The sequence below is a fragment of the Neisseria sp. P0019.S002 genome (assembly GCF_051957155.1).
Classification (GTDB): domain Bacteria; phylum Pseudomonadota; class Gammaproteobacteria; order Burkholderiales; family Neisseriaceae; genus Neisseria; species Neisseria perflava.
The window spans coordinates 292,382-312,703 of record NZ_JBQCWS010000002.1; the positions used below are offsets into that span (position 1 = coordinate 292,382).

Genomic DNA, 20,322 nt, shown 5'->3' on the forward strand with positions numbered 1-20,322 from the left:
TCAGACGGCCTTTTTGTATCAAAAACCAATCAACGAGACATCTCGCCTTGAATAGCGCGGATATTTGCTTTACGGGCGTTGATGGTACGGGTCAGTTGTTGGATTTTAATTTGATCGCCTTTTTGTTTGGCCGCATTCAGCTGGGTTTGAAGGCGGGTAATAGCGGCCTGTTCGTTGCGTACTTCGGTCTGTAATATTTGTTTGCGGGTTTCCTTAGGACTTGGCTTAGGTGCTGGCGTAACCACAGGGGCAGTGCGGATCACAGGGGCTTTGTATTTGCTGTATGAAGAACTGCGTGATTTGTTCTGCCGGTTGCGCAGGGTAATATTGATGCGCGGATTGGCAGCTTCGGCTGTGTTGGTTACGCTTGTAATCGGTACATTTGGCAGGATTTTGATATCGCTGTCGCTATTTCCTTTATCCAACAAAATGTCGGCTGCCGGTTTGTATGCTTGAGGGAAAGGTGTTGGGAGAGTGGTTTTGTCATGTTCTACCGGAGTGGCAGTTGCCGGCGTGCTTGGTTCGGCTGAAGCGCTGGCAATAGGTTTGGCTGCTTGTTCTTCGGATGCGCGGACAACGGCTGTTTTGGTACGGCTGACCTTGGCTTTGCGTCGAGAGGAGGTTTTGGCATAAGTTTTGCCTTTGCGCTTAGTCTCAACTTTGGCAGGTGTTTTATCGAGCACTTCATCCTGAGCTGTTACTGCTTGGTTATTTTGGGTAGTTGAAGTTTGCGGCTGAGCAGTCGAATTCTGAATAATCTCTTGTGGAATTTGGATTGCAGGTACAACAGCTTGAACAGCTGGTGTTTCATTAATAATAGCAATGCCGTCTGAAACTGTTTTCTCGGTAGAAGCAGTAGGTTGGGCTTGTGCGGCAAGCATTACAGGAACAACACTGTTTTCTTTTTGTGTTGCACTAGACTGAGTTTGTACGACAGGAGTTGTATTGCGGACAGTAGTGTCGGCAACATAGTCTTCAGCTTTTATTGTGGGTGGCGCTTCAAAAGTAGGCGTATTGTTGGGAACGATTACGCTGTCTGCAATGGCTTTGTCGTCCGCAACGGTAGGTTGGGTTTGCTCGGCGAGCATTGGAGGAACAATAGTGTTGTCCTCTTGAACGGCAGTCGTCTGCGTTTGTACGACAGGAGTTGTGTTGTGGGCAGCAGTATCGACAACATAGTTTTCAGGTTTTGCAACGGCTGGTGTTTCCAAAACAGGCGTATTGTTGGGAACGATTACGCTGTTTGCAATGGTTTTATTTGCTGGCACAGCTTGTCGAGTTTGTGCCATCGGAATGGAAATAGGTGCCGGAATACCGTATTCATTTCGAGCAACAACGACTGGGGTTTGTACCGCGGGCGTTGCTTGAGAAGCATGAACGTAGTCAGCGGCAGATGCTTTAAATTCTGTTGTTTGTACCGTTTTTAAAACCGGAGTGTCGCCCGGAATCGCAACGACGCTGGTTTCTGTTACATTGTTTGTTTCAACTATGCGACAGGCGTCATTGATCTGGTATGAAGCATAAACAGTGATGCCTTCAACATTGCAGACATACTCGGCAGCGTTGGCGGCGGCGGGGAGGGTCAGGCTGAGGGCAATGGCGGTTTTGCAGAAAAACGGTTTCATAAAGGCAATAGAATCAGGTTGTTTGTTCAAAGTGTAATTATACTATGTACACTGTCAGCATCCGCCAACTTATTTTTAGGCGGTGTAAAACTGTGGCTGAAAGGTTGAAAATTGGAATAAAAGGTCTTAGGCCGTCTGAAACTTGTCATACTAAAGTTTCAGACGGCCTTTGTTGTCATAGCGGATTAAGCGTTTAACAGGCTTTCGTCCAATGTCAGTTCTTCGTTTTTATTGACGGCTACTTTGCGTGCCAAAACGTTTTGGGCGATTTCGTGTGCTTCGGCAAGTGAGTGCATCAGGTAAGTACCGCATTGGTATTCATTCAGCTCGGGGATTTTGCTTTGGTCTTGAACGGTCAAAACATCCTGCATTGAAGCGAGCCATGCGTCGGCCACTTTTTGCTCGTCGGGCGTACCGATGAGGCTCATGTAGAAACCGGTACGGCAGCCCATCGGGGAAATGTCGATGATTTCAACGCCGTTGCCGTTTAAGTGGTCGCGCATAAAGCCTGCGAACAGGTGTTCCAGCGTGTGAATGCCTTTTTCAGGCAGGATTTCTTTGTTGGGAATGCAGAAACGCAGGTCAAACACGGTAATGGTGTCGCCTTTGGGCGTGGTCATGGTTTTTGCCACGCGTACGGCAGGGGCGTGCATACGGGTGTGGTCGACTTTGAAACTGTCTAGTAGGGGCATTTGGGTGTCCTTTGAGGTAAATAGATTTTTAGCTAGGGATATTTGAAGACTGAATCACAATTCTGCAATCTCAACTGCTTCGCCCGAAGCCGCGCTCAGTGCTTCGTTTAAAACATCGTAGAAATCACGGCTGTCGCGTGTTGCTAGCCATTTGCCGTTTTGCTCGGCGAAATGGTAGCCGCCGCTTTTTGCGGCAATCCACAATTCTTGGTTGGGCGTGTGGCGGTTGACGATGATTTGCGTGCCGTCTTCGGCTTCGATGGTTAGCACGTTTCCGGCAAACTGGCAGTCGAAATCCCAGCCGTTTTCGTCGATTTGGTCTTCAATGTGTTCAAACAATTCTTCGCTCATGCGGATGAATTCGCTTTCGGTCATCATGGCTTTTTGTGTGGTTTTTGTTTAAGATACCGAATCTTGCCACATTCGTAATGATGAAGAAAGTTTTACTGATGAAATACGGCGTATTTTTTGCAGCGGCAACGGCTCTGCTGCTCTCTGCCTGCGGCTACAAAGGCGACCTCTACCTGCCCAAAGAAGGCGACAAGGCGCGCTTCGGCGTGATTCAGACCGGCTTGAAATTCGATACGGCCAAAGAACCAACCACTCAAACCAACGATTAAAAAAGATTTCACAAACATGACCTTATCCTGCGAACAACTCCCTTATACACACCTTGCCGAGGAATTCGGCACGCCGCTTTATGTGTACAGCAAATCTGCGCTGACCGAGGCATTTGAAAACTACCAAACCGCGTTTGTTGCTTTAAATCCGCTTGTCTGCTATGCGGTTAAAGCGAATGGTAACCTGAGCATCATCAAACACTTTGCTTCTTTGGGGAGCGGTTTTGACATTGTGTCCGGCGGCGAGTTGGCGCGTGTTTTGGCGGCCGGCGGCGATGCGGCGAAAACGATTTTTTCCGGTGTGGGCAAGAGTGAGGCAGAAATTGAATTTGCGCTGAATGCAGGCGTGAAATGCTTCAATATGGAAAGCATTCCCGAAATCGACCGTATTCAAAAGGTTGCCGCGCGTTTGGGTAAAGTCGCTCCGGTTTCCCTGCGCGTCAATCCTGATGTCGATGCCAAAACCCACCCTTATATCTCCACCGGCCTGAAAGCCAACAAATTCGGTATTGCCTATGCTGATGCGATTGAGGCCTATCGTCATGCCTCCCGACAAAGCCATTTGAAAATCGTCGGTATCGACTGCCATATCGGCTCGCAACTGACCGACCTCAGCCCGCTGGTCGAAGCCTGCGAACGAATCTTGGCCTTGGTCGACCAACTGGCAGCCGAAGGCATTGTGTTGGAACACTTGGACTTGGGCGGCGGTGTCGGTATTGTTTACCAAGACGAAAATGTGCCTGATTTGGGCGCGTATGCCAAAGAAGTTCAAAAACTGATCGGTACACGCCGTCTGAAACTGGTTCTCGAGCCAGGCCGCAGTTTGGTTGGCAATGCAGGTGCGTTGTTGACGCGCGTTGAGTTTGTCAAACATGGTGAAGAGAAAAACTTTGTGATGGTCGATGCGGCGATGAACGATTTGATGCGTCCGGCACTTTATGATGCCTATCATCACATCGAAGCGGTCGAAACCAAAGACATTGAGCCTCTGACGGCCAATATCGTCGGCCCGATTTGCGAAACCGGCGACTTCCTCGGCAAAGACCGCACCATCGCCTGCGAAGAAGGGGATTTGCTGCTTATCCGCAGCGCCGGTGCGTATGGCTCAAGCATGGCGAGCAACTACAACACGCGCAACCGTGCAGCGGAAGTATTGGTTGACGGCAGCGAATGTAAACTTATCCGCCAACGTGAAACCGTCGAGCAGCAAATGGCCAACGAATTGGCTTGTTTGTAAGGTTTGATTGTTTAAAAGGCCGTCTGAAAGCTTGATTGACTTTCAGACGGCCTTTGCTATGAAAGAAAAGGGCATGTATCAAACACGCCCTTTTTCAGTTGATCAATAATGCGGCGGAATTTCATCGCGCAGGCTGTACGGTTCGCGTTCGCCGTTTGCGCCTTTGTCCTGCATCCGTTGATACAGAAGCCGCAACTGGCCTTGCTGCAAATCCAAAGCCTGCTGCATCTTGGCGATGGTGTCGTTCAGGCTGCCGATCAAATCTTCCTGCAAGGCCGTCTGAATTTCCAGCTCGGTGATGCGGTGTTCCAATTCCTGAATATCGCTCATATTACAGCACCATCGCAGCAATCCAGCCGGCAGCCATCAGCGGGATATTGTAGTGGATAAAAGTTGGGATAACCGAATCGCGGATGTGGTCGTGTTGACCGTCGGCGTTCAAACCCATGGTCGGGCCGAGCGTTGAGTCGGAAGCGGGGGAGCCTGCATCGCCCAGTGCACCGGCGGTGCCGACGATGGCGACGGTCGCCATAGGCGAGAAGCCCAAGCTAATGCACAAAGGCACATAAATCGCGGAAATAATCGGCAAAGTCGAGAAGGACGAACCGATGCCCATGGTTACCAGCAGGCCGACAAACAACATGGTCAATGCGGCCATGCCTTTATTGCCGCCGAACAAAGCCATGCTGCGTTCGACCAAAGGCTGAATGTCGCCGGTCGCGTTCATTACAGCGGCGAAACCTTGTGCCGCAATCATAATAAAGCCGACCATCGCCATCATTTTGATGCCTTCGCCGAAGACATCGCTGGCAGCGGAACGGTTCATCACGCCCAACATCATAAACACGGCAAAGCCCAACATAGCGCCCAATACCAGCGAGTCATCATACAAAAGCTGAATGGCAAAACACACGGCAATTGCCACGGCCGCTACCAAGCTGCGATAGGTTGAAGGCTCTTGTTGTTGCACTGCCGCACGGTTGTCTTCCGTGTCAGTGGTATTGTTTTGATAAATGCGTGGTTTGCGGTAGTGCAAAAAGGCCAGCAGCAAGCCGGACACCATGCCCAAAGCCGGAATCGCCATTGCGTGCATTACATTGATGCCGTTGGTGTCCATGCCTGCCGAGCGGATATTGCCCAACATGATGTCGTTCAAGAAGATGGCGCCGAAACCGTAAGGCAGGAACATATAAGTCGTTACCAAGCCAAACGTAATCACGCAGGCCACCAAGCGGCGGTCGAGTTTCAAACGGTTGAACACCAACAGCAGCGGCGGAATAATCATCGGGATAAACGCGATATGAATCGGCACAACGTTTTGGCTCATCACGCCCATGCACAAAATAATCGCCAGCAGCAGCCATTTGACCGCGCCTTCGCCTTTCGCATTGCCTTCACCGCCGTTGAGTTTGCGGATAATCATGCCGGCGAGCTGTTGCGGCAGGCCGGAATGCGTGATGGCCATGGCAAACGCGCCGAGCATGGCATAAGACAGCGCGATTTGCGCCCCGCCTTTCAGACCTTCGTTAAAAACAGGAATAATCCCTTGCTGCACCACATCACCGGCCGCGTTGGTTACATTCTCCAAAGGCATACCGGCCACCAAGCCGCCGACAAACGCGCCGACAGCCAAGCTGAGCACCACATGCACGCGCGATAAAGACAGCACAAGCATGATGATGACCGCAATTACAACCGCATTCATATCGTTCTCCGTTGTTTCAGACGGCCTGTTATGTAAAAACAGGCAATCATCTGTTTACATATTACAAATAAACATCATAACCCAAGCATGAAGCCTTTGCAAAAAACGGCAGGCCGTCTGAAAAACAGACCATCGGTTTCAGACGGCCTGCCGTGAACCCTTATTCAGAGTTTTAATAGGGCGTGCGGTTCTAGCGATAAAAATATCTAAAAAACACGCGCTTCCTATTCTTTGCATATGGTACCAATGTTAAAATCGACACAATGTCTCGGTTTCAGGTTTGTCACTGAAATTAAAGCATTTATTGCTAAAACCCAATTCAATCATACACAAACAAAGGAAAGAAGTTATGGATATTCTGACACGGCTGCACAATCTGCCGCCCTCCCGCTTCCATTACAAACTTTTAGTGTTGGTCGGCATAGGCTGGCTGTTTGATGCTATGGATACAGGTTTGGTGTCGTTTGTATTGCCGGCTTTGGGAAAAGATTGGGCGCTGGCTCCGGCGCAGTTGGGTTGGATTGTCAGCATTGCCTTTGTCGGCATGGCTTTGGGCGCGGTATTCAGCGGCTGGCTGGCGGATAGGTTCGGACGGAAAACCGTTTTTGCCGGTACGATGGTGGTGTACAGCATTGCCACAGGTTTGTGCGCGCTTGCGCCTGATTTGGCGGTTTTGCTGGTGTGTCGCTTTTTTGTCGGCGTCGGCTTGGGCGGCCAACTGCCCGTTGCCGTGTCGCTGGTCAGCGAATATGCGCCTCCGAAAGTACGCGGCCGTTTTATTGTGTTGCTGGAAAGCTTTTGGGGCTTGGGCTGGCTCTCGGCCGCGCTGGTGTCTTATTTCTTTATTCCGCAAACCGGCTGGCACAGCGCGTTTTTATTCGGCGCCTTGCCCCTGTTTTATGTGCCGTTGGTGTTGAAATTCGTTCCCGAATCCGTGCCTTACCTGCTTTCCCGCGGCAAAACCAACGAAGCGCACCGTTTGGTATCCGCGCTGGAAATACAATCGGGCATCACGCCGCCGACAGAAGCCGTTGCCGCCCCGGCCGCCCCGCGCGAACGCATCCGCTTCGTCCAACTTTGGCAACATCCGTTTGCACGGCGCACGCTGATGCTGTGGCTGGTTTGGTTCGGCATTGTGTTTTCGTATTACGGCATTTTTACTTGGTTGCCCAAACTGCTGGTCGAGCAGGGCAATACCGTGGTTAAAACCTTTGAATATGTGCTGGTGATGATTGTTGCGCAACTGCCCGGCTATATAGCCGCCGCGGCTTTGGTGGAAAGAATCGGCCGCAAAGCAACGCTGGCAGGCTTTCTGGCCGCTTGCGCTGTGTGCGCATGGTTTTTCGGGCAAAGCACAACTGCCGCCGAAGTCATGGTTTGGGGCAGCCTGATGTCCTTCTTCAACTTAGGCGCATGGGGCGTTTTGTACACCTACACCCCCGAACTCTACCCCTTGCGCTTCCGTGCTTTCGCATCTGGCTGGGCAGGCGCCATCGGCCGCGTAGGCGGCATACTCGCCCCCATGGTGGTGGCGGCGATGGTGGGCAATAGCGGCGGTTTCGGCAATATCTTTATGATGTTTGCGCTGGTTATGCTGCTGATTGTGGCAGTAATCTTGGTATTGGGTGAAGAAACCAAAGGCCGTACGCTGGAAGACATCAGCCAATAAAAGGCATATATAAACAAAGGCCGTCTGAAAAAATATTTTCAGACGGCCTTTGTTTATTTGAGCTTGTAATTTTAATACATCTTTTTTCTGTTTTTATCTTAATTATTGAGGAAAGCGACCAAAAAAGACCATCTTTGGCTACATAAGGATAAAATCATTATACTTCAATAAATTAAAATGAATAAGTGGTAGAGAGGCCGTCTGAAAAGTTCAATCATGGTTTGTGATGTAGGTCAAAGCAAAATGTAACTAAATTACCTATAGTTATCGTAGTGAAAATTTATTGACCTTATTGCCACCTTTTATTAAGGAGATACACCATGAACGCATCAGCCGACAACGTCGTCAGCCCAGCCGTAGCCGAGGTAAACAGCCTGGTTGAAAAGGGTTTACGGGCGTTGGATGAGTTTCTTAAGTTGGATCAGGAGCAGATTGATTTTATTGTGGCCAAAGCCTCTATCGCCGCGTTGGACAAACATGGTGTACTCGCCATGCATGCGGTGGAAGAAACGGGACGCGGCGTGTTTGAGGATAAGGCAACCAAAAACCTGTTTGCCTGTGAAAACGTCGTGCGTCGTCTGCGCGATTTGAAAACCGTGGGCGTCATCAGCGAAAACGATGTAACCGGTATTACTGAAATTGCCGATCCGGTCGGCGTGGTTTGCGGTATTGTGCCGACAACCAATCCGACTTCCACTACCATTTTCAAATCTTTGATTGCGCTGAAAACCCGCAATCCGATTATTTTCTCCTTCCATCCGTCCGCCCAGCAGTGCTCCGCCCATGCAGCGCGTATCGTGCGCGATGCGGCGATTGCGGCCGGTGCGCCGGAAAACTGTATCCAGTGGATTGAAAAGCCGTCTATGGAAGGCACTTCCGCGCTGATGAAGCATCCGGGCGTGGCAACGATTTTGGCGACCGGCGGCAATGCGATGGTGGAAGCCGCGTATTCCTGCGGCAAACCTGCGCTCGGCGTCGGGGCGGGCAACGTACCTGCTTATGTTGAAAAAACGGCGGACATCAAACAGGTGGCACACGATATTGTGATGTCGAAATCTTTCGACAACGGCATGGTGTGCGCCAGCGAGCAAGCGGTGATTGCCGATAAAGAGATTTACAAAGAGTTGGCCGAAGAATTCAAATCTTACGGCGTGTACTTTGCCAACAAAAAAGAAAAAGCCATGCTCGAAGAGTTTATCTTCGGCGTAACGGCGAATTGCGCCAGCTGCGGCGGAGCGAAACTCAATTCTGCGGTAGTGGGCAAACCGGCGGCATGGATTGCCGAGCAGGCCGGGTTTAAAGTACCTGAAAAAACCAACATCATCATCGCCGAATGCCGCGAAGTCGGTCCGAACGAGCCACTGACCCGCGAAAAACTTTCGCCTGTTTTGGCCATGATTAAGGTGGATTCGACCGAACAAGGTTTGAAGTTCGCCGAAGAAATGGTCGCCTTTGACGGTTTGGGACACTCCGCCGCCATCCATACTGCCGATGAAGAATTGGTCAAAACGTTCGGCTCCCGCGTCAAAGCGCTGCGTGTGATTTGGAATTCGCCTTCCACCTTCGGCGGCATTGGCGACGTGTACAACGCCTTCCTGCCTTCTCTGACCCTCGGTTGCGGCTCTTACGGTAAAAACGCCGTCGGCGGCAACGTCAGCGCAGTCAATCTGTTAAACATCAAAAAAGTAGGCCGTCGGAGAAACAACATGCAATGGTTCAAAGTGCCCGCCAAAATCTATTTTGAACGCGATTCCATTCAATATCTGCAAGACATGAAAGACTGCGAAAAAGTCATGATTGTGACCGACCGTTCGATGGTTGATCTGGGCTTTGTCGATAAAATCACCCACCAACTGCATCAACGCAAAAACAAAGTGACCATCCAGCTGTTTACCGATGTCGAAGCCGATCCGAGCGTCCAAACCGTCTATAAAGGCACGGATTTGATGCGCAGCTTCCAACCGGACACCATTATCGCACTGGGCGGCGGCTCGCCAATGGACGCGGCCAAAGCCATGTGGCTCTTCTACGAGCAGCCGCAAGTCGATTTTGAAGACTTGGTACAAAAATTCATGGACATCCGTAAACGCGCCTTCCGCTTCCCTGAATTGGGCCGCAAAGCCAAATTTATCGGTATTCCTACCACGTCGGGCACAGGCTCCGAAGTAACACCGTTTACCGTCATCAGCGACGGCGACAAAAAATATCCGATTGCCGACTACTCGTTGACACCGACCATTTCGATTGTCGACCCTGCGTTTACCATGACCGTACCGGCAGGCGTAACCGCCGATACCGGTTTGGACGTACTGACCCATGCCGTAGAAGCATACGTTTCCGTACTGGCGAACGACTTTACAGACGGCCTTGCCCTGCAAGCCATCAAGCTCGTGTTCCAATACCTCGAACGCTCCTACAAACACGGTGCGGCTGATCCCGAAGCGCGCGAGCATATGCACAATGCCTCTACCATCGCAGGCATGGCGTTTGCCAATGCGTTCTTGGGTATCAACCACTCGATGGCACACAAAATCGGCGGCAAATATCACGTTCCGCACGGCCGTGCCAACGCCATCCTGCTGCCGCACGTCATCCGCTACAACGGCACGCGTCCGCAGAAAACCGCCACTTGGCCGAAGTACAACTACTACAAAGCCGATCTGAAATATCAGGAAATCGCCCGTACCTTAGGCCTGCCATGCAGCACACCGGCAGAAGGCGTAGAATCCTTCGCCCGCGCCTGCCATGAGCTGGCGGTCAACGTCGGCATCAAAATGTCGTTGAAAGAGCAGGGCATCGATGAGAAAACCTTCCTCGACGGCAGAAAAGAGCTGGCCATGATGTCTTTTGAAGACCAATGCACCCCGGCCAACCCGCGCCTCGCCATGGTGGCCGATATGGAAGAAATCCTGACCAAAGCCTACTACGGCGAATAAAATCGGGCAGATAAAAAGGCCGTCTGAAACCTGAATATAGGGTTTCAGACGGCCTTTCTTTATTCGGCTAAACCTTAGTTTTTATCAAAGCTAAGGTTTTCATTGGAATACGATGGTTTAAAAAATATCGGTATGCTTTGATTTAATTGCGAACTTTTCACTTAAAGGAAATAACGGTTTGACTTGAAAGCCAAAATAAAAGGCCGTCTGAAAACTTGTTTCCAAGTTTCAGACGGCCTTTATCCGTATGGCTAAACCTTAAAAGCGGTTTAGACGACGATATTCACCAAGCGTCCGGGAACGACGATGATTTTCTTCGCAGGTTTGCCTTCCATGAATTTCACTGCGCCTTCGTTGGCAAGGGCGGCGGCTTCGAGGTCGGCTTTGGATGCGTCGGCGGCGACGGTGATTTTGCCGCGCAGTTTGCCGTTGACTTGAACCATTACTTCGATTTCGGATTTGACCAAAGCGGCTTCATCGACTGTCGGCCAGCCTGCTTCCCACAGTTTCGCGCCGTTCAATTCGCTCCACAGGGTTTCGCAGATGTGCGGCACGATGGGCCACAACAGGCGTACGGCGGCTTCCAATACTTCTTGGGCGACGGCGCGGCCTTGTTCGCTGCCGGTGTCAGTTTTGTCGTATTGGTTGAGCAATTCCATTACGGCGGCGATGGCGGTGTTGAACTGCTGACGGCGGCCGTAGTCGTCGCTGACTTTGGCGATGGTGGAATGCAGTTTGTGGCGCAGGTCTTTGAGTTCTTTAGACAAACCGTCTTGGTTACCTGCAAACGCTTTGACTGCTTCGCCTTGCTTCAGGTATTCGTAAACGGTACGCCACAGACGACGCAGGAAGCGGTTTGCGCCTTCGACGCCGCTGTCGCTCCATTCGAGGGACTGTTCGGGCGGTGCGGCAAACATCATGAACAGGCGGGCGGTGTCCGCGCCGTAGGCATTAATCAGCTCTTGCGGATCGACGCCGTTGTTTTTGGACTTGGACATTTTTTCTGTGCCGCTGATGACGACTGGCAGTCCGTCTGCTTTCAGAACGGCGGAAACAGGGCGGCCTTTGTCGTCAAAAGTCAGCTCGACATCGGCAGGGTTGATCCAGTCTTTGCCGCCTTTGTCGTTTTCGCGGTAGTAGGTTTCGCAGACGACCATGCCTTGAGTCAGTAGGCGTTCAAACGGTTCGTCAACATTGACCAAGCCTTCGTCGCGCATCAGTTTGGTGAAGAAACGCGCGTACAAGAGGTGCAAAATGGCGTGTTCGATACCGCCGATGTATTGGTCGACCGCGCTCCAGTATTTCGCGGCTTCAGTCGATACCATGCCTTCTGCGAACTTGGGCGACATATAGCGGAAGAAATACCAGCTCGATTCCATGAAGGTGTCCATGGTGTCGGTTTCGCGTTTCGCCGCGCCGCCGCAGCATGGGCAGGTGGTTTCGTAAAACTCTGGCATTTTTGCCAGCGGCGAACCCATGCCGTCGGGTACGACGTTTTCGGGTAAAACGACGGGCAGTTGGTCGGCGGGGACGGGTACGTCGCCGCATTTTTCGCAATGGACGATGGGAATCGGGCAGCCCCAGTAGCGTTGGCGCGAAATACCCCAGTCGCGCAGGCGGTATTGGGTTTTCGGTTCGCCTGCGTCTTGGCTTTGCAGCTTGGCGGCAATGGCGTCGAAGGCCGTCTGAAAATTCATGCCGTCCAAGTCGCCGCTATTGACCAATACGCCGTTTTCTTTGTCGCCGTACCATTCTTGCCATTGGTTCGCATCGAATGCGTTATCGTCGACGGCAATGACTTGTTTTTTCGGCAGATTGTATTTGGTGGCGAACTCGAAATCGCGTTCGTCGTGCGCCGGAACAGCCATCACTGCGCCGTCGCCGTAGCCCCACAATACATAGTTGGCAATCCACACTTCCAGCTTGTCGCCGTTGAGCGGATTGACGACGTAGCGGCCGGTCGGCACGCCTTTTTTCTCCATCGTCGCCATATCGGCTTCGGCAACGGAGCCGGCTTTGCACTCGGCGATAAATGCTTGCAATTCAGGTTTGTCGGCGGCTGCGGCGGTTGCCAGCGGATGCTCGGCGGCAACGGCAACATAAGTCGCGCCCATCAGCGTGTCGGGACGGGTGGTATAAACTTGCAGGAATTTCGAGTAATCGCCTTCCAAACCTTGTTTGCTGTCGTCTGAAACGGCGAAGCGCACGGTCATGCCGCGAGATTTGCCGATCCAGTTGCGCTGCATGGTTTTGACTTGTTCCGGCCAGTGTTCCAGCTTGTCCAAGTCGTTGAGCAGCTCTTCGGCGTAATCCGTGATTTTGAAGTAATACATCGGGATTTCGCGTTTTTCGATCAACGCGCCTGAACGCCAGCCGCGTCCGTCGATGACTTGTTCGTTGGCAAGGACGGTTTGGTCGACCGGGTCCCAGTTTACCGTGCCGTTTTTGCGATAGACGATGCCTTTTTCAAACAGCTTGGTAAACAGCCATTGTTCCCAGCGGTAGTATTCGGGTTTGCAGGTGGCGACTTCGCGCTCCCAGTCAATCGCAAAACCCAGGCTTTTGAGCTGGGTTTTCATGTATTCGATGTTGTCGTACGTCCAAGCAGCGGGGGCAACGTTGTTTTTCATCGCCGCGTTTTCCGCAGGCATGCCGAACGCGTCCCAACCCATAGGCTGCATGACGTTGAAGCCGTTTAAGAGTTTGAAGCGGCTCAATACGTCGCCGATGGTGTAGTTGCGCACATGCCCCATGTGCAGCTTGCCGCTGGGGTAGGGGAACATGGAGAGGCAGTAGTATTTGGGTTTGGAAGCGTCTTCGGAGACGTTGAAAATACGCTCGTCGTCCCATTTTTTCTGCGCCGCAGGCTCAATGGCGGCGGGTTGGTAATGTTCTTGCATGGTCATTCTGTTTTTCGCTTGAAAACGTTGGAAAAAATAAAGATGGGATTATAGCAGGTTGTCGGGCCTGTCGGTTTGACAAAGGCCGTCTGAATGTTTGGATGTCGGAAAAGCACAATTTCAGACGGCCTTGAAAATACTGACTTGAGTTTTTGATACTCGCCCACATATCCCACCCAGTTTGAATTCATTCTTAACACTATCAAAATTATGAGCAATAAAGATTTTTACGAAACCCTTGGTGTTGCCCGCAGTGCTAGCGACGATGAAATCAAAAAAGCCTACCGCAAGCTGGCAATGAAATACCATCCAGACCGCAACCCTGACAACAAAGAAGCGGAAGAAAAATTTAAAGAAGTCCAAAAAGCTTACGACACCTTGTCTGACAAGGAAAAACGTACCATGTACGACCAATACGGCCATGCCGCGTTTGAACAGGGCGCAGGTGCGGGCGGATTCGGTGGCTTTGGCGGTTTCGGTGGCCAAGGCGGATTCGGTGGTGCGCAAGGCTTCGATTTTTCCGATATTTTCAGCCAAATGTTCGGCGGTGGCGGCAGCGCAGGTGGCCGTCAGCCGGATTACAGCGGCGCGGACTTGCAGGTCGGCATAGAGATTTCGCTTGAAGAAGCCGCCAAAGGCGTGAAAAAACGCATCAACATTCCAACTTACGAAGAATGTGATGTCTGCCACGGCTCAGGTGCCAAACCGGGCACATCTGCATCGACTTGTTCGACCTGTCACGGCTCAGGTACGGTACACGTCCGCCAAGCCATTTTCCAAATGCAGCAGACTTGTCCGACTTGTCACGGCACAGGCAAAGAAATCAAAGATCCTTGCGTCAAATGCCGTGGTGAAGGCCGCACCAAGACCAGCAAAACGGTTGAAGTCAACATTCCGGCAGGCATCGACGACGGTCAACGCATCCGCTTGAGCGGCGAGGGCGAGCCGGGTCAACACGGCGCACCGGCAGGCGATTTGTACGTCAATGTCCGCGTAAGACAGCACAAAATCTTTGAGCGCAACGGCTTAGACCTGCATTGCGAACTGCCGATCAGCTTTGCCATTGCCGCATTGGGCGGCGAAGTCGAAGTGCCGACTTTGGACGGCAAAGTCAAACTGCACATTCCGAAAGAAACGCAAACCGGCCGCCGTATGCGCGTGAAAGGTAAAGGCATCAAGTCTTTGCGTTCCAGCTCGACCGGCGATTTGTACTGCCACATTTTGGTTGAAACTCCGGTCAACCTGACCGACCGTCAGAAAGAGTTGTTGGAAGAATTTGAAAAAATCTCCTCCGGCCTCAATCTCAGCCAAACCCCGCGCAAAAAATCGTTTTGGGAAAAAGTAGGCGAAAAAGTAGGCGATTTGTTCTCCGATAATTAATCGCTGTGAAAAAGGCCGTCTGAAACCTGTTTACATTGGGTTTCAGACGGTCTTTTTTATATTTTTCAGACTTTTATCATCTTTTGTTGCTTCAATATAATCTTCTGTGCCATTTCCAAAAACAGCTTCTGCTCGTCTGCCGACAGATCCGCCAAGGATTCTTGATTGATGGCTTTGGCAATTTCGGTGGAGCTTGATTGTAAAGTACGCGCGTGTTCTGTCAGCATAATCAAACGGCTGCGTGCATCTTCAGGATTAGGCTCCCGTGTAATCAATCCGTCTCGCTCCATCCGTGCCAGAGTGTTGGCAATCGTTGCCTGCTTCAAATCGGCACGCTCAACTAATTCCTGTTGGCTCAAGCCGTCTTTATTCCATAGCTCGATCAAAATTGGAAATTGTGCAGGCGCAATCCCCAGTGGTTTTAAGCCTTCGCTCAATAAAATGGCAAATTGGCGGGCAATATGGTTCATCAAATAGCCGGCTGATTGGTCTTTGAATGAGTCGTTCACTTTGTTTCCTTTAAAATCAGATTGTTGCGGATTATATCACAAATATAGCTTGCTATCTTAATCCATAGCACGCTATACTTATTTCAACTAGATAGCTTGCTATTTAAATGCTTTCAGACGACCTCTCTTAAATGTTCAAGGAAACCATAATGAACCGCAATACTTTACGCAAAATCCACGCCGCCGCAGGGGTGGGCGCATTTTTATTCATCGCTTCGTTTTGGAGCAGCACCGTGTTCAGCGAACTCTTCGGCTCGCACGAAACCGTCGCCACCGTGAAGCAAATCATTGTTTATGCGCTGTTCGGGTTGATTGCCTGCATGGCAACCGCAGGCGCAACAGGCATGAAAATGGGCGGCAAAAGCAAACACGCCGCGATTGCCGCGAAACGCCGACGCATGCCGTTTATCGCTGCCAACGGAATGCTGATTTTGCTGCCTTGTGCCTTTTTCTTGAATAACCGCGCTTCTGCCGGACAGTTTGACAGCGTGTTTTATATCGTTCAAATCGTAGAACTGATTGCCGGTGTGACTAATCTGACGCTGTTGGGACTGAGCATGAAAGACGGATTTTCTATCCGTAAACACAAATTGAAATCCATTTAATTGTTAATTTAAGAGAAAACATCATGAAACCTGATATTCCGCAACGTTACGGCACTACAACCCGCTTTCTGCATTGGACTATGGCGGCCTGCTATCTGTTTATGTTTGCAACCGCCATTGCTTGGAATATGGATGAAAGTCTGAAGTTTTTGACTAATCCTCATAAGGCGGTTGGCTTTCTTCTGCTGATATTGTCTGCTTGGCGTGTGATGCGGGCAATCCGCCAGTCCAGCAATCGACCGGTTGGCAGTATGGCTGCCAAATTTGGACATTGGGCAATGTATCTTCTGATGCTTGCCGTTCCAGTCACAGGTGTTATGAGACAAATTACTCAGGAAGGACAGATTCACGGAGCACTGGCATTTTCATTGCTGTTCTTGTCTCTGGGACATATCGGCATGGTCGTTTACCACTACATCAAAGGCGAATCCGTAATGCCCCGAATGTTCGGAAGAACTTAAATATCTCACATCAATTCAAACCTATAAGGAACTATCCATATGAATATCCGTAAAAAAACAGCTCTGATTGCCGCTGCCGCCACTGCCTTTGTCGCTGTCGGTTGTACTGCAAATGCCAAACAGTGGCAGGAAAAATGTGAAGCCTTTCAAAACAGTGTCGTCCTCATTAATACTTTTGAAGTGCCGCAGGGTAAAGAAGCCGCAGCTTTGGCTTCTTGGCAAAAAGCGCGTGATTTTTTGAAAACCCAGCCGGGCTATATAGCTACGCGCCTGCACCAAAATATAGATCCAAACGGTAAATATCATTTGGTCAACGTAGCCCGTTGGCGCAATATGGAAGATTTTAAAGCCGCTACTGCCAAGATGCGTCAGGCCCTGCCGGATAATATGCCTGAAGGGGTTACAGCCAGCCCGGGTTTGTTTAAAGTGATTGAAAACGATATGCCGCATGGTTTTGGCAGATATAATGGCAAAGGATTCGGCCGTAAATTTGAAGTATGCGGCAAGTAATCGCAGGCCGTCTGAAACCTGCTTGAATGAGGTTTCAGATGGCCTTTTGTTTTTCTTTTTGTTGCTTCAGGCTATGGTTTGCCTTACAATTCGCGCTTCACTCTTACGGGAGTAGCCATTCGGCGCAATGCCGAAACCGTTGTCAACATAATCGGCTTGTGCGGCCGTGGCAGCGGTATCTTCTCTGCTTTATCGGAAGACAGGCAAGACGTAAGCGTTGTCCATACCCTTGCGGGCGGTATGCACAGCGCTTTTTGTTTGCCCGCTTTTCGGTTGAGTATCTTAAATCATGGAAGCTTTTTTCTCCTCGACGCTGGGCGTTGCCATTGCCGAAATCGGCGATAAAACGCAATTGCTCGCGCTCTTTTTGGCAGCACGTTTTGCCCACAAGAACGCGATTGTTGCCGGTATCTTTATTGCAACCCTGTTGAACCATCTTGTTTCAGCCGCACTCGGTGTCTGGCTGGCATCCGCTATTTCGCCCGAAGTCATGAAATGGGTGGTCGGCGGCAGTTTTATTGCGGTCGGATTATGGCTGCTGTTGCCGGACAAAGACGAAGACCCTGATGGCAAGTGGCTGAAATACGGCGCATTTACGGCGACGGTTGTCCTGTTTTTCTTGGCTGAAATCGGCGATAAAACGCAGATTGCGACGGTTCTTTTGGCAGCAAAATACCAATCTATCCTGCTGGTCGTGGTCGGCAGTATTGCCGGTTTGATGATTGCTTCTGTGCCTGCCGTGTATTTGGGCGAAATGCTGATGCGCAAGATTCCGGCCAAAGCAGTGCGCATTGTTGCGTGTATCTTGTTCTGCCTGCTGGGTATTTTGACCCTGCTTGGCGACGGTATTGTGTTGAAGGCCGTCTGAAATGTGGGACATTGTTTTTGAACACAAAGACTTTGTGGTCATCAATAAGCCTTGCGGCGTATCGGTGCACAGCGAATCGGAAGGGGATGTTTGCCTGACCGCTTCGCTGGCGCAGCAGCTCGGCGTTGAACGCGTGTGGCTGGTTCACCGTTTGGACAAAGCTACCAGCGGCCTGTTGCTGTTTGCGCTCAACCGCGACAGCGCGGCCGCTTTGTCGGCACAGTTTGCCGAGAAAACCATGCGTAAAACTTATTTGGCACTCGGTACGCACAAGCCGGCGAAAAAACAGGGCTGGGTGAAAGGCGGTATGGCGCGTTCGCGGCGCGGTACATGGAAGCTGACGCGTGACGAGGATAATTTTGCCGTTACCCGTTTCAGCAGCCAAAGCCTGAAGCCCGGTTTGCGCCTGTTTGTGTTGCAGCCGTTTACCGGCAAAACCCATCAGCTGCGCGTAGCCATGAAAAGCATAGGCAGTCCGATTTTGGGTGATACACCGTATGGCGGCGATGAGGCGGAACATCTGTTTTTGCACGCTTGGCGTTTGGTTTTCGACTATCGCGGCGAGCATTTCGATATTCGGGTTGCGCCCGATAAAACATGGCCGTCTGAAATCGATTTGTTGGCGTGTTTGGGTTCGGATGAATCCGAATAGAAACAGTGAGATTTTTGTGTATATTAAAAAAGGCCGTCTGAAAATTGTTCAGACGGCCTTTTGATTGTTTCAAGTTTACATTTCCAATTCGCTCAAACCCGGCAAGTCGGCGAAACAGCGGTCATGCGTGATTTGGCAGAAGTTGTCCAGATATCCTTTGTTGGCGTCTTCCGTACGAATGGCGGCATAAAGTTTGCTCTGCAGGCCGTCTGAAGTGATTTTGCGGTGGACGACGTAGCCTTTTTCCAAATACGGCATGACCGTCCAATAGGGCAGGGCGGCGATGCCGCGTTTGCTAGCAACCAATTGAATAATGGCAATGGTCAGCTCGCTGTGGCGGCGTGGCGGATTAATGCCTTTGGGCAGCAGCACTTTTTTGGGCAAATCCAGCATTTCGTCGGGGACGGGATAAGTAATCAGGGTTTCGTCGATAAAGTCTTCGGCTTCCCAAACGTCTTTGTCGGCAAGCGGGTGGTCTTCTGCGCAGATGCCGACCATTTCATAGGCAAACAGGGGGCGGTAGCTGATGCCGTTGAGCGGCTCGGCTTCGGAAACGATGGCAAGGTCGGCGCGGTGTTGCAGCAGCAGCCCGACCGGATCGGCTTGGAAACCGGAGACGATGTCCAATTCAACTTGCGGCCATAACGGGCGGAACTCGCCCATGGCAGGCATCAGCCAGTCAAAGCAGGTGTGGCATTCGACGGCAAGTCTGAGTTCGCCGGCTTCGCCTTCGATAATCCGCACCAAATCACGTTCGGCGGCGGCAACCTGCGGCAACAGCTCACGCGCCAGTTGCAATAGGCGCATACCGGCCGGAGTGAAGCGCAAAGGTGTGGATTTACGTTCAAACAACGGCGTTTCGTAATAATTTTCCAAGGCGCGGATTTGGTGCGACAGGGCGGATTGGGTCAGGAAAACCCGTTTGGCGGCAAGGGAAACGCTGCCGGTTTCTTCTAAAGCCAGCAAGGTTTTGAGATGACGCAATTCGATAATAGAGTCCATGTGTTTTCAGACGGCCTGTAGGTAAGGTGGGGTATATTAAAATAATTCATGATGATGTGCAAATGATTAATGTTGGGAATGATTGCTGAAATCGGAATGTAAGAATTTGAGGCATAAACAGATTTTGCGGTTAGAATGCGAAGCTGTTTTTGAAGATAGATATAAGGAGCGGAATATGGCTTTACGCCGCGAAATTCTGGCTTGGTGCGATGAGACATTGCAGATCGGGCTGTTTAAGGACTATGCGCCCAACGGTTTGCAGGTCGAAGGCAAAGAAGAAATTGCCAAAATCGCCACTTCGGTTACCGCCAGCAAAGCTGCAATCGATTTTGCCGTAGAGCAGGGGGCGGATCTGCTTTTGGTTCACCACGGCATGTTTTGGAAAAGCGAGCCTGTCACGATTACCGGTTGGAAAAAAGCACGCATTGAAACCTTGCTGCAACACCAAATCAATATGGCGGGCTACCATCTGCCGCTGGATGCGCACCCGCAATTAGGCAATAACGCACAGTTGGCCGAGAAACTCGATTGGACGCTCGAAAAACAATTCGGCGAGCAAAACCTGTTGAATACAGGCCGTCTGAAAACCACGCAAACGTTGGCGCAGTTGTCTGAACGCATTGAGGCGGTATTCGGCCGCAAGCCGACCGTTATCGGCGATCTTGAACGCGAAATCAAACGTATTGCCTGGTGTAGCGGTGGTGCGCAGGGATTTTTTCAGATAGCCGTAGACGAAGGTGTCGATGCGTATCTGACCGGTGAAATTTCGGAAGCGCAATATCATCTTGCCAATGAAACGGGTGTGGCATTTATCAGTGCCGGCCATCATGCGACAGAACGCTACGGCGTACGTGCCTTAGGCGATGCCGTGGCAGAAAAATTCGGTATCGAAGTGGTTCACTTTGATGAAAACAACCCTGCCTGAGTATTGAGCAATATCATAAAAACTTT

19 protein-coding genes are annotated in these 20,322 nt (G+C 51.0%); 11 read left to right on the forward strand and 8 right to left on the reverse strand.

The window, feature by feature from the left end; genetic code table 11:
* Nucleotides 1–29 precede the first annotated feature (29 nt).
* The 3 genes from ACTHTY_RS04770 to cyaY all read right to left on the reverse strand — a co-directional run bounded on the left by ACTHTY_RS04770 (nucleotide 30) and on the right by cyaY (nucleotide 2,695).
* Nucleotides 30–1,625, reverse strand: a complete 1,596-nt coding sequence (locus ACTHTY_RS04770) for a hypothetical protein (protein WP_440366616.1) — start codon at nucleotides 1,623–1,625, stop codon at nucleotides 30–32.
* Nucleotides 1,626–1,810: 185 nt separating this feature from the next.
* Nucleotides 1,811–2,317, reverse strand: a complete 507-nt coding sequence (gene luxS / locus ACTHTY_RS04775) for an S-ribosylhomocysteine lyase (protein WP_004518928.1) — start codon at nucleotides 2,315–2,317, stop codon at nucleotides 1,811–1,813.
* A 54-nt stretch (nucleotides 2,318–2,371) separates the two neighbouring features.
* The gene (gene cyaY / locus ACTHTY_RS04780; RefSeq protein WP_070585221.1) at nucleotides 2,372–2,695 is read right to left on the reverse strand and encodes an iron donor protein CyaY; all 324 of its coding nucleotides are present in this window, start codon (nucleotides 2,693–2,695) and stop codon (nucleotides 2,372–2,374) included.
* A gap of 50 nt (nucleotides 2,696–2,745) precedes the next feature.
* Between cyaY and lptM the strand changes: the two genes are divergently transcribed.
* Together lptM and lysA are read left to right on the forward strand one after the other, a co-directional pair.
* Nucleotides 2,746–2,937: an LPS translocon maturation chaperone LptM gene (lptM, locus tag ACTHTY_RS04785; protein ID WP_003684659.1), complete on the forward strand. Its 192-nt coding sequence runs from the start codon at nucleotides 2,746–2,748 to the stop codon at nucleotides 2,935–2,937.
* Nucleotides 2,938–2,953: 16 nt separating this feature from the next.
* Entirely contained in the window at nucleotides 2,954–4,174 is a 1,221-nt protein-coding gene (gene lysA / locus ACTHTY_RS04790; protein ID WP_440366617.1) for a diaminopimelate decarboxylase, read from the forward strand.
* A gap of 102 nt (nucleotides 4,175–4,276) precedes the next feature.
* Here lysA and ACTHTY_RS04795 read toward each other — a convergent pair whose 3' ends face one another.
* Complete coding sequence (locus ACTHTY_RS04795; protein ID WP_049348560.1) at nucleotides 4,277–4,504, reverse strand: SlyX family protein; 228 nt, start codon at nucleotides 4,502–4,504, stop codon at nucleotides 4,277–4,279.
* A 1-nt stretch (nucleotide 4,505) separates the two neighbouring features.
* Nucleotides 4,506–5,879, reverse strand: coding sequence for a Na+/H+ antiporter family protein (locus tag ACTHTY_RS04800; RefSeq protein WP_440366618.1), 1,374 nt, complete (start codon nucleotides 5,877–5,879; stop codon nucleotides 4,506–4,508).
* 349 nt (nucleotides 5,880–6,228) lie between these two features.
* Between ACTHTY_RS04800 and ACTHTY_RS04805 the strand changes: the two genes are divergently transcribed.
* The gene (locus ACTHTY_RS04805; RefSeq protein WP_308111997.1) at nucleotides 6,229–7,548 is read left to right on the forward strand and encodes an MFS transporter; all 1,320 of its coding nucleotides are present in this window, start codon (nucleotides 6,229–6,231) and stop codon (nucleotides 7,546–7,548) included.
* Nucleotides 7,549–7,868: 320 nt separating this feature from the next.
* Nucleotides 7,869–10,484 carry a bifunctional acetaldehyde-CoA/alcohol dehydrogenase gene (adhE, locus tag ACTHTY_RS04810; RefSeq protein WP_440366619.1) on the forward strand — a complete coding sequence of 872 codons (2,616 nt, stop codon included), beginning with the start codon at nucleotides 7,869–7,871 and terminating at the stop codon, nucleotides 10,482–10,484.
* 269 nt (nucleotides 10,485–10,753) lie between these two features.
* Here adhE and leuS read toward each other — a convergent pair whose 3' ends face one another.
* Nucleotides 10,754–13,384, reverse strand: a complete 2,631-nt coding sequence (leuS, locus tag ACTHTY_RS04815; protein ID WP_440366620.1) for a leucine--tRNA ligase — start codon at nucleotides 13,382–13,384, stop codon at nucleotides 10,754–10,756.
* Nucleotides 13,385–13,594: 210 nt separating this feature from the next.
* Between leuS and dnaJ the strand changes: the two genes are divergently transcribed.
* Nucleotides 13,595–14,764, forward strand: coding sequence for a molecular chaperone DnaJ (dnaJ, locus tag ACTHTY_RS04820; RefSeq protein ID WP_308538533.1), 1,170 nt, complete (start codon nucleotides 13,595–13,597; stop codon nucleotides 14,762–14,764).
* Nucleotides 14,765–14,829: 65 nt separating this feature from the next.
* Here the strand turns inward: dnaJ and ACTHTY_RS04825 are convergent, their stop codons facing one another.
* Nucleotides 14,830–15,234 carry a MarR family winged helix-turn-helix transcriptional regulator gene (locus ACTHTY_RS04825; protein ID WP_263341883.1) on the reverse strand — a complete coding sequence of 135 codons (405 nt, stop codon included), beginning with the start codon at nucleotides 15,232–15,234 and terminating at the stop codon, nucleotides 14,830–14,832.
* Nucleotides 15,235–15,422: 188 nt separating this feature from the next.
* Between ACTHTY_RS04825 and ACTHTY_RS04830 the strand changes: the two genes are divergently transcribed.
* The 5 genes from ACTHTY_RS04830 (at nucleotide 15,423) to ACTHTY_RS04850 (ending at nucleotide 18,369) form a co-directional block, all read left to right on the forward strand.
* Complete coding sequence (locus tag ACTHTY_RS04830) at nucleotides 15,423–15,878, forward strand: hypothetical protein (RefSeq protein ID WP_440366621.1); 456 nt, start codon at nucleotides 15,423–15,425, stop codon at nucleotides 15,876–15,878.
* A 23-nt stretch (nucleotides 15,879–15,901) separates the two neighbouring features.
* Entirely contained in the window at nucleotides 15,902–16,339 is a 438-nt protein-coding gene (locus tag ACTHTY_RS04835) for a cytochrome b (RefSeq protein ID WP_440366622.1), read from the forward strand.
* A 39-nt stretch (nucleotides 16,340–16,378) separates the two neighbouring features.
* The gene (locus tag ACTHTY_RS04840; RefSeq protein WP_440366623.1) at nucleotides 16,379–16,849 is read left to right on the forward strand and encodes an antibiotic biosynthesis monooxygenase family protein; all 471 of its coding nucleotides are present in this window, start codon (nucleotides 16,379–16,381) and stop codon (nucleotides 16,847–16,849) included.
* A 289-nt stretch (nucleotides 16,850–17,138) separates the two neighbouring features.
* Nucleotides 17,139–17,717, forward strand: coding sequence for a TMEM165/GDT1 family protein (locus ACTHTY_RS04845; RefSeq protein WP_070645607.1), 579 nt, complete (start codon nucleotides 17,139–17,141; stop codon nucleotides 17,715–17,717).
* A 1-nt stretch (nucleotide 17,718) separates the two neighbouring features.
* The gene (locus tag ACTHTY_RS04850; protein WP_440366624.1) at nucleotides 17,719–18,369 is read left to right on the forward strand and encodes a TIGR01621 family pseudouridine synthase; all 651 of its coding nucleotides are present in this window, start codon (nucleotides 17,719–17,721) and stop codon (nucleotides 18,367–18,369) included.
* A 75-nt stretch (nucleotides 18,370–18,444) separates the two neighbouring features.
* Here the strand turns inward: ACTHTY_RS04850 and ACTHTY_RS04855 are convergent, their stop codons facing one another.
* A complete protein-coding gene (locus ACTHTY_RS04855) occupies nucleotides 18,445–19,371 on the reverse strand; it encodes a LysR family transcriptional regulator (RefSeq protein ID WP_003748251.1) in 927 nt (308 codons plus the stop codon).
* Between the two features lie 175 nt (nucleotides 19,372–19,546).
* Between ACTHTY_RS04855 and ACTHTY_RS04860 the strand changes: the two genes are divergently transcribed.
* A complete protein-coding gene (locus ACTHTY_RS04860) occupies nucleotides 19,547–20,296 on the forward strand; it encodes a Nif3-like dinuclear metal center hexameric protein (RefSeq protein WP_440366625.1) in 750 nt (249 codons plus the stop codon).
* Nucleotides 20,297–20,322 lie beyond the last annotated feature (26 nt).

Excerpts from the sequence above, each read along its gene's own strand:
- ACTHTY_RS04795 (WP_049348560.1), bottom strand. The coding sequence starts at position 4,504 with ATGAGCGATATTCAGGAATTGGAACACCGCATCACCGAGCTGGAAATT.
- dnaJ (WP_308538533.1), top strand. The coding sequence starts at position 13,595 with ATGAGCAATAAAGATTTTTACGAAACCCTTGGTGTTGCCCGCAGTGCT.
- lysA (WP_440366617.1), top strand. The coding sequence starts at position 2,954 with ATGACCTTATCCTGCGAACAACTCCCTTATACACACCTTGCCGAGGAA.
- ACTHTY_RS04825 (WP_263341883.1), bottom strand. The coding sequence starts at position 15,234 with ATGAACCATATTGCCCGCCAATTTGCCATTTTATTGAGCGAAGGCTTA.
- ACTHTY_RS04835 (WP_440366622.1), top strand. The coding sequence starts at position 15,902 with ATGAAACCTGATATTCCGCAACGTTACGGCACTACAACCCGCTTTCTG.
- ACTHTY_RS04805 (WP_308111997.1), top strand. The coding sequence starts at position 6,229 with ATGGATATTCTGACACGGCTGCACAATCTGCCGCCCTCCCGCTTCCAT.
- ACTHTY_RS04770 (WP_440366616.1), bottom strand. The coding sequence starts at position 1,625 with ATGAAACCGTTTTTCTGCAAAACCGCCATTGCCCTCAGCCTGACCCTC.
- adhE (WP_440366619.1), top strand. The coding sequence starts at position 7,869 with ATGAACGCATCAGCCGACAACGTCGTCAGCCCAGCCGTAGCCGAGGTA.
- lptM (WP_003684659.1), top strand. The coding sequence starts at position 2,746 with ATGATGAAGAAAGTTTTACTGATGAAATACGGCGTATTTTTTGCAGCG.
- ACTHTY_RS04845 (WP_070645607.1), top strand. The coding sequence starts at position 17,139 with ATGGAAGCTTTTTTCTCCTCGACGCTGGGCGTTGCCATTGCCGAAATC.
- leuS (WP_440366620.1), bottom strand. The coding sequence starts at position 13,384 with ATGCAAGAACATTACCAACCCGCCGCCATTGAGCCTGCGGCGCAGAAA.
- ACTHTY_RS04855 (WP_003748251.1), bottom strand. The coding sequence starts at position 19,371 with ATGGACTCTATTATCGAATTGCGTCATCTCAAAACCTTGCTGGCTTTA.
- ACTHTY_RS04800 (WP_440366618.1), bottom strand. The coding sequence starts at position 5,879 with ATGAATGCGGTTGTAATTGCGGTCATCATCATGCTTGTGCTGTCTTTA.
- ACTHTY_RS04830 (WP_440366621.1), top strand. The coding sequence starts at position 15,423 with ATGAACCGCAATACTTTACGCAAAATCCACGCCGCCGCAGGGGTGGGC.
- ACTHTY_RS04850 (WP_440366624.1), top strand. The coding sequence starts at position 17,719 with ATGTGGGACATTGTTTTTGAACACAAAGACTTTGTGGTCATCAATAAG.
- ACTHTY_RS04840 (WP_440366623.1), top strand. The coding sequence starts at position 16,379 with ATGAATATCCGTAAAAAAACAGCTCTGATTGCCGCTGCCGCCACTGCC.
- ACTHTY_RS04860 (WP_440366625.1), top strand. The coding sequence starts at position 19,547 with ATGGCTTTACGCCGCGAAATTCTGGCTTGGTGCGATGAGACATTGCAG.
- luxS (WP_004518928.1), bottom strand. The coding sequence starts at position 2,317 with ATGCCCCTACTAGACAGTTTCAAAGTCGACCACACCCGTATGCACGCC.
- cyaY (WP_070585221.1), bottom strand. The coding sequence starts at position 2,695 with ATGATGACCGAAAGCGAATTCATCCGCATGAGCGAAGAATTGTTTGAA.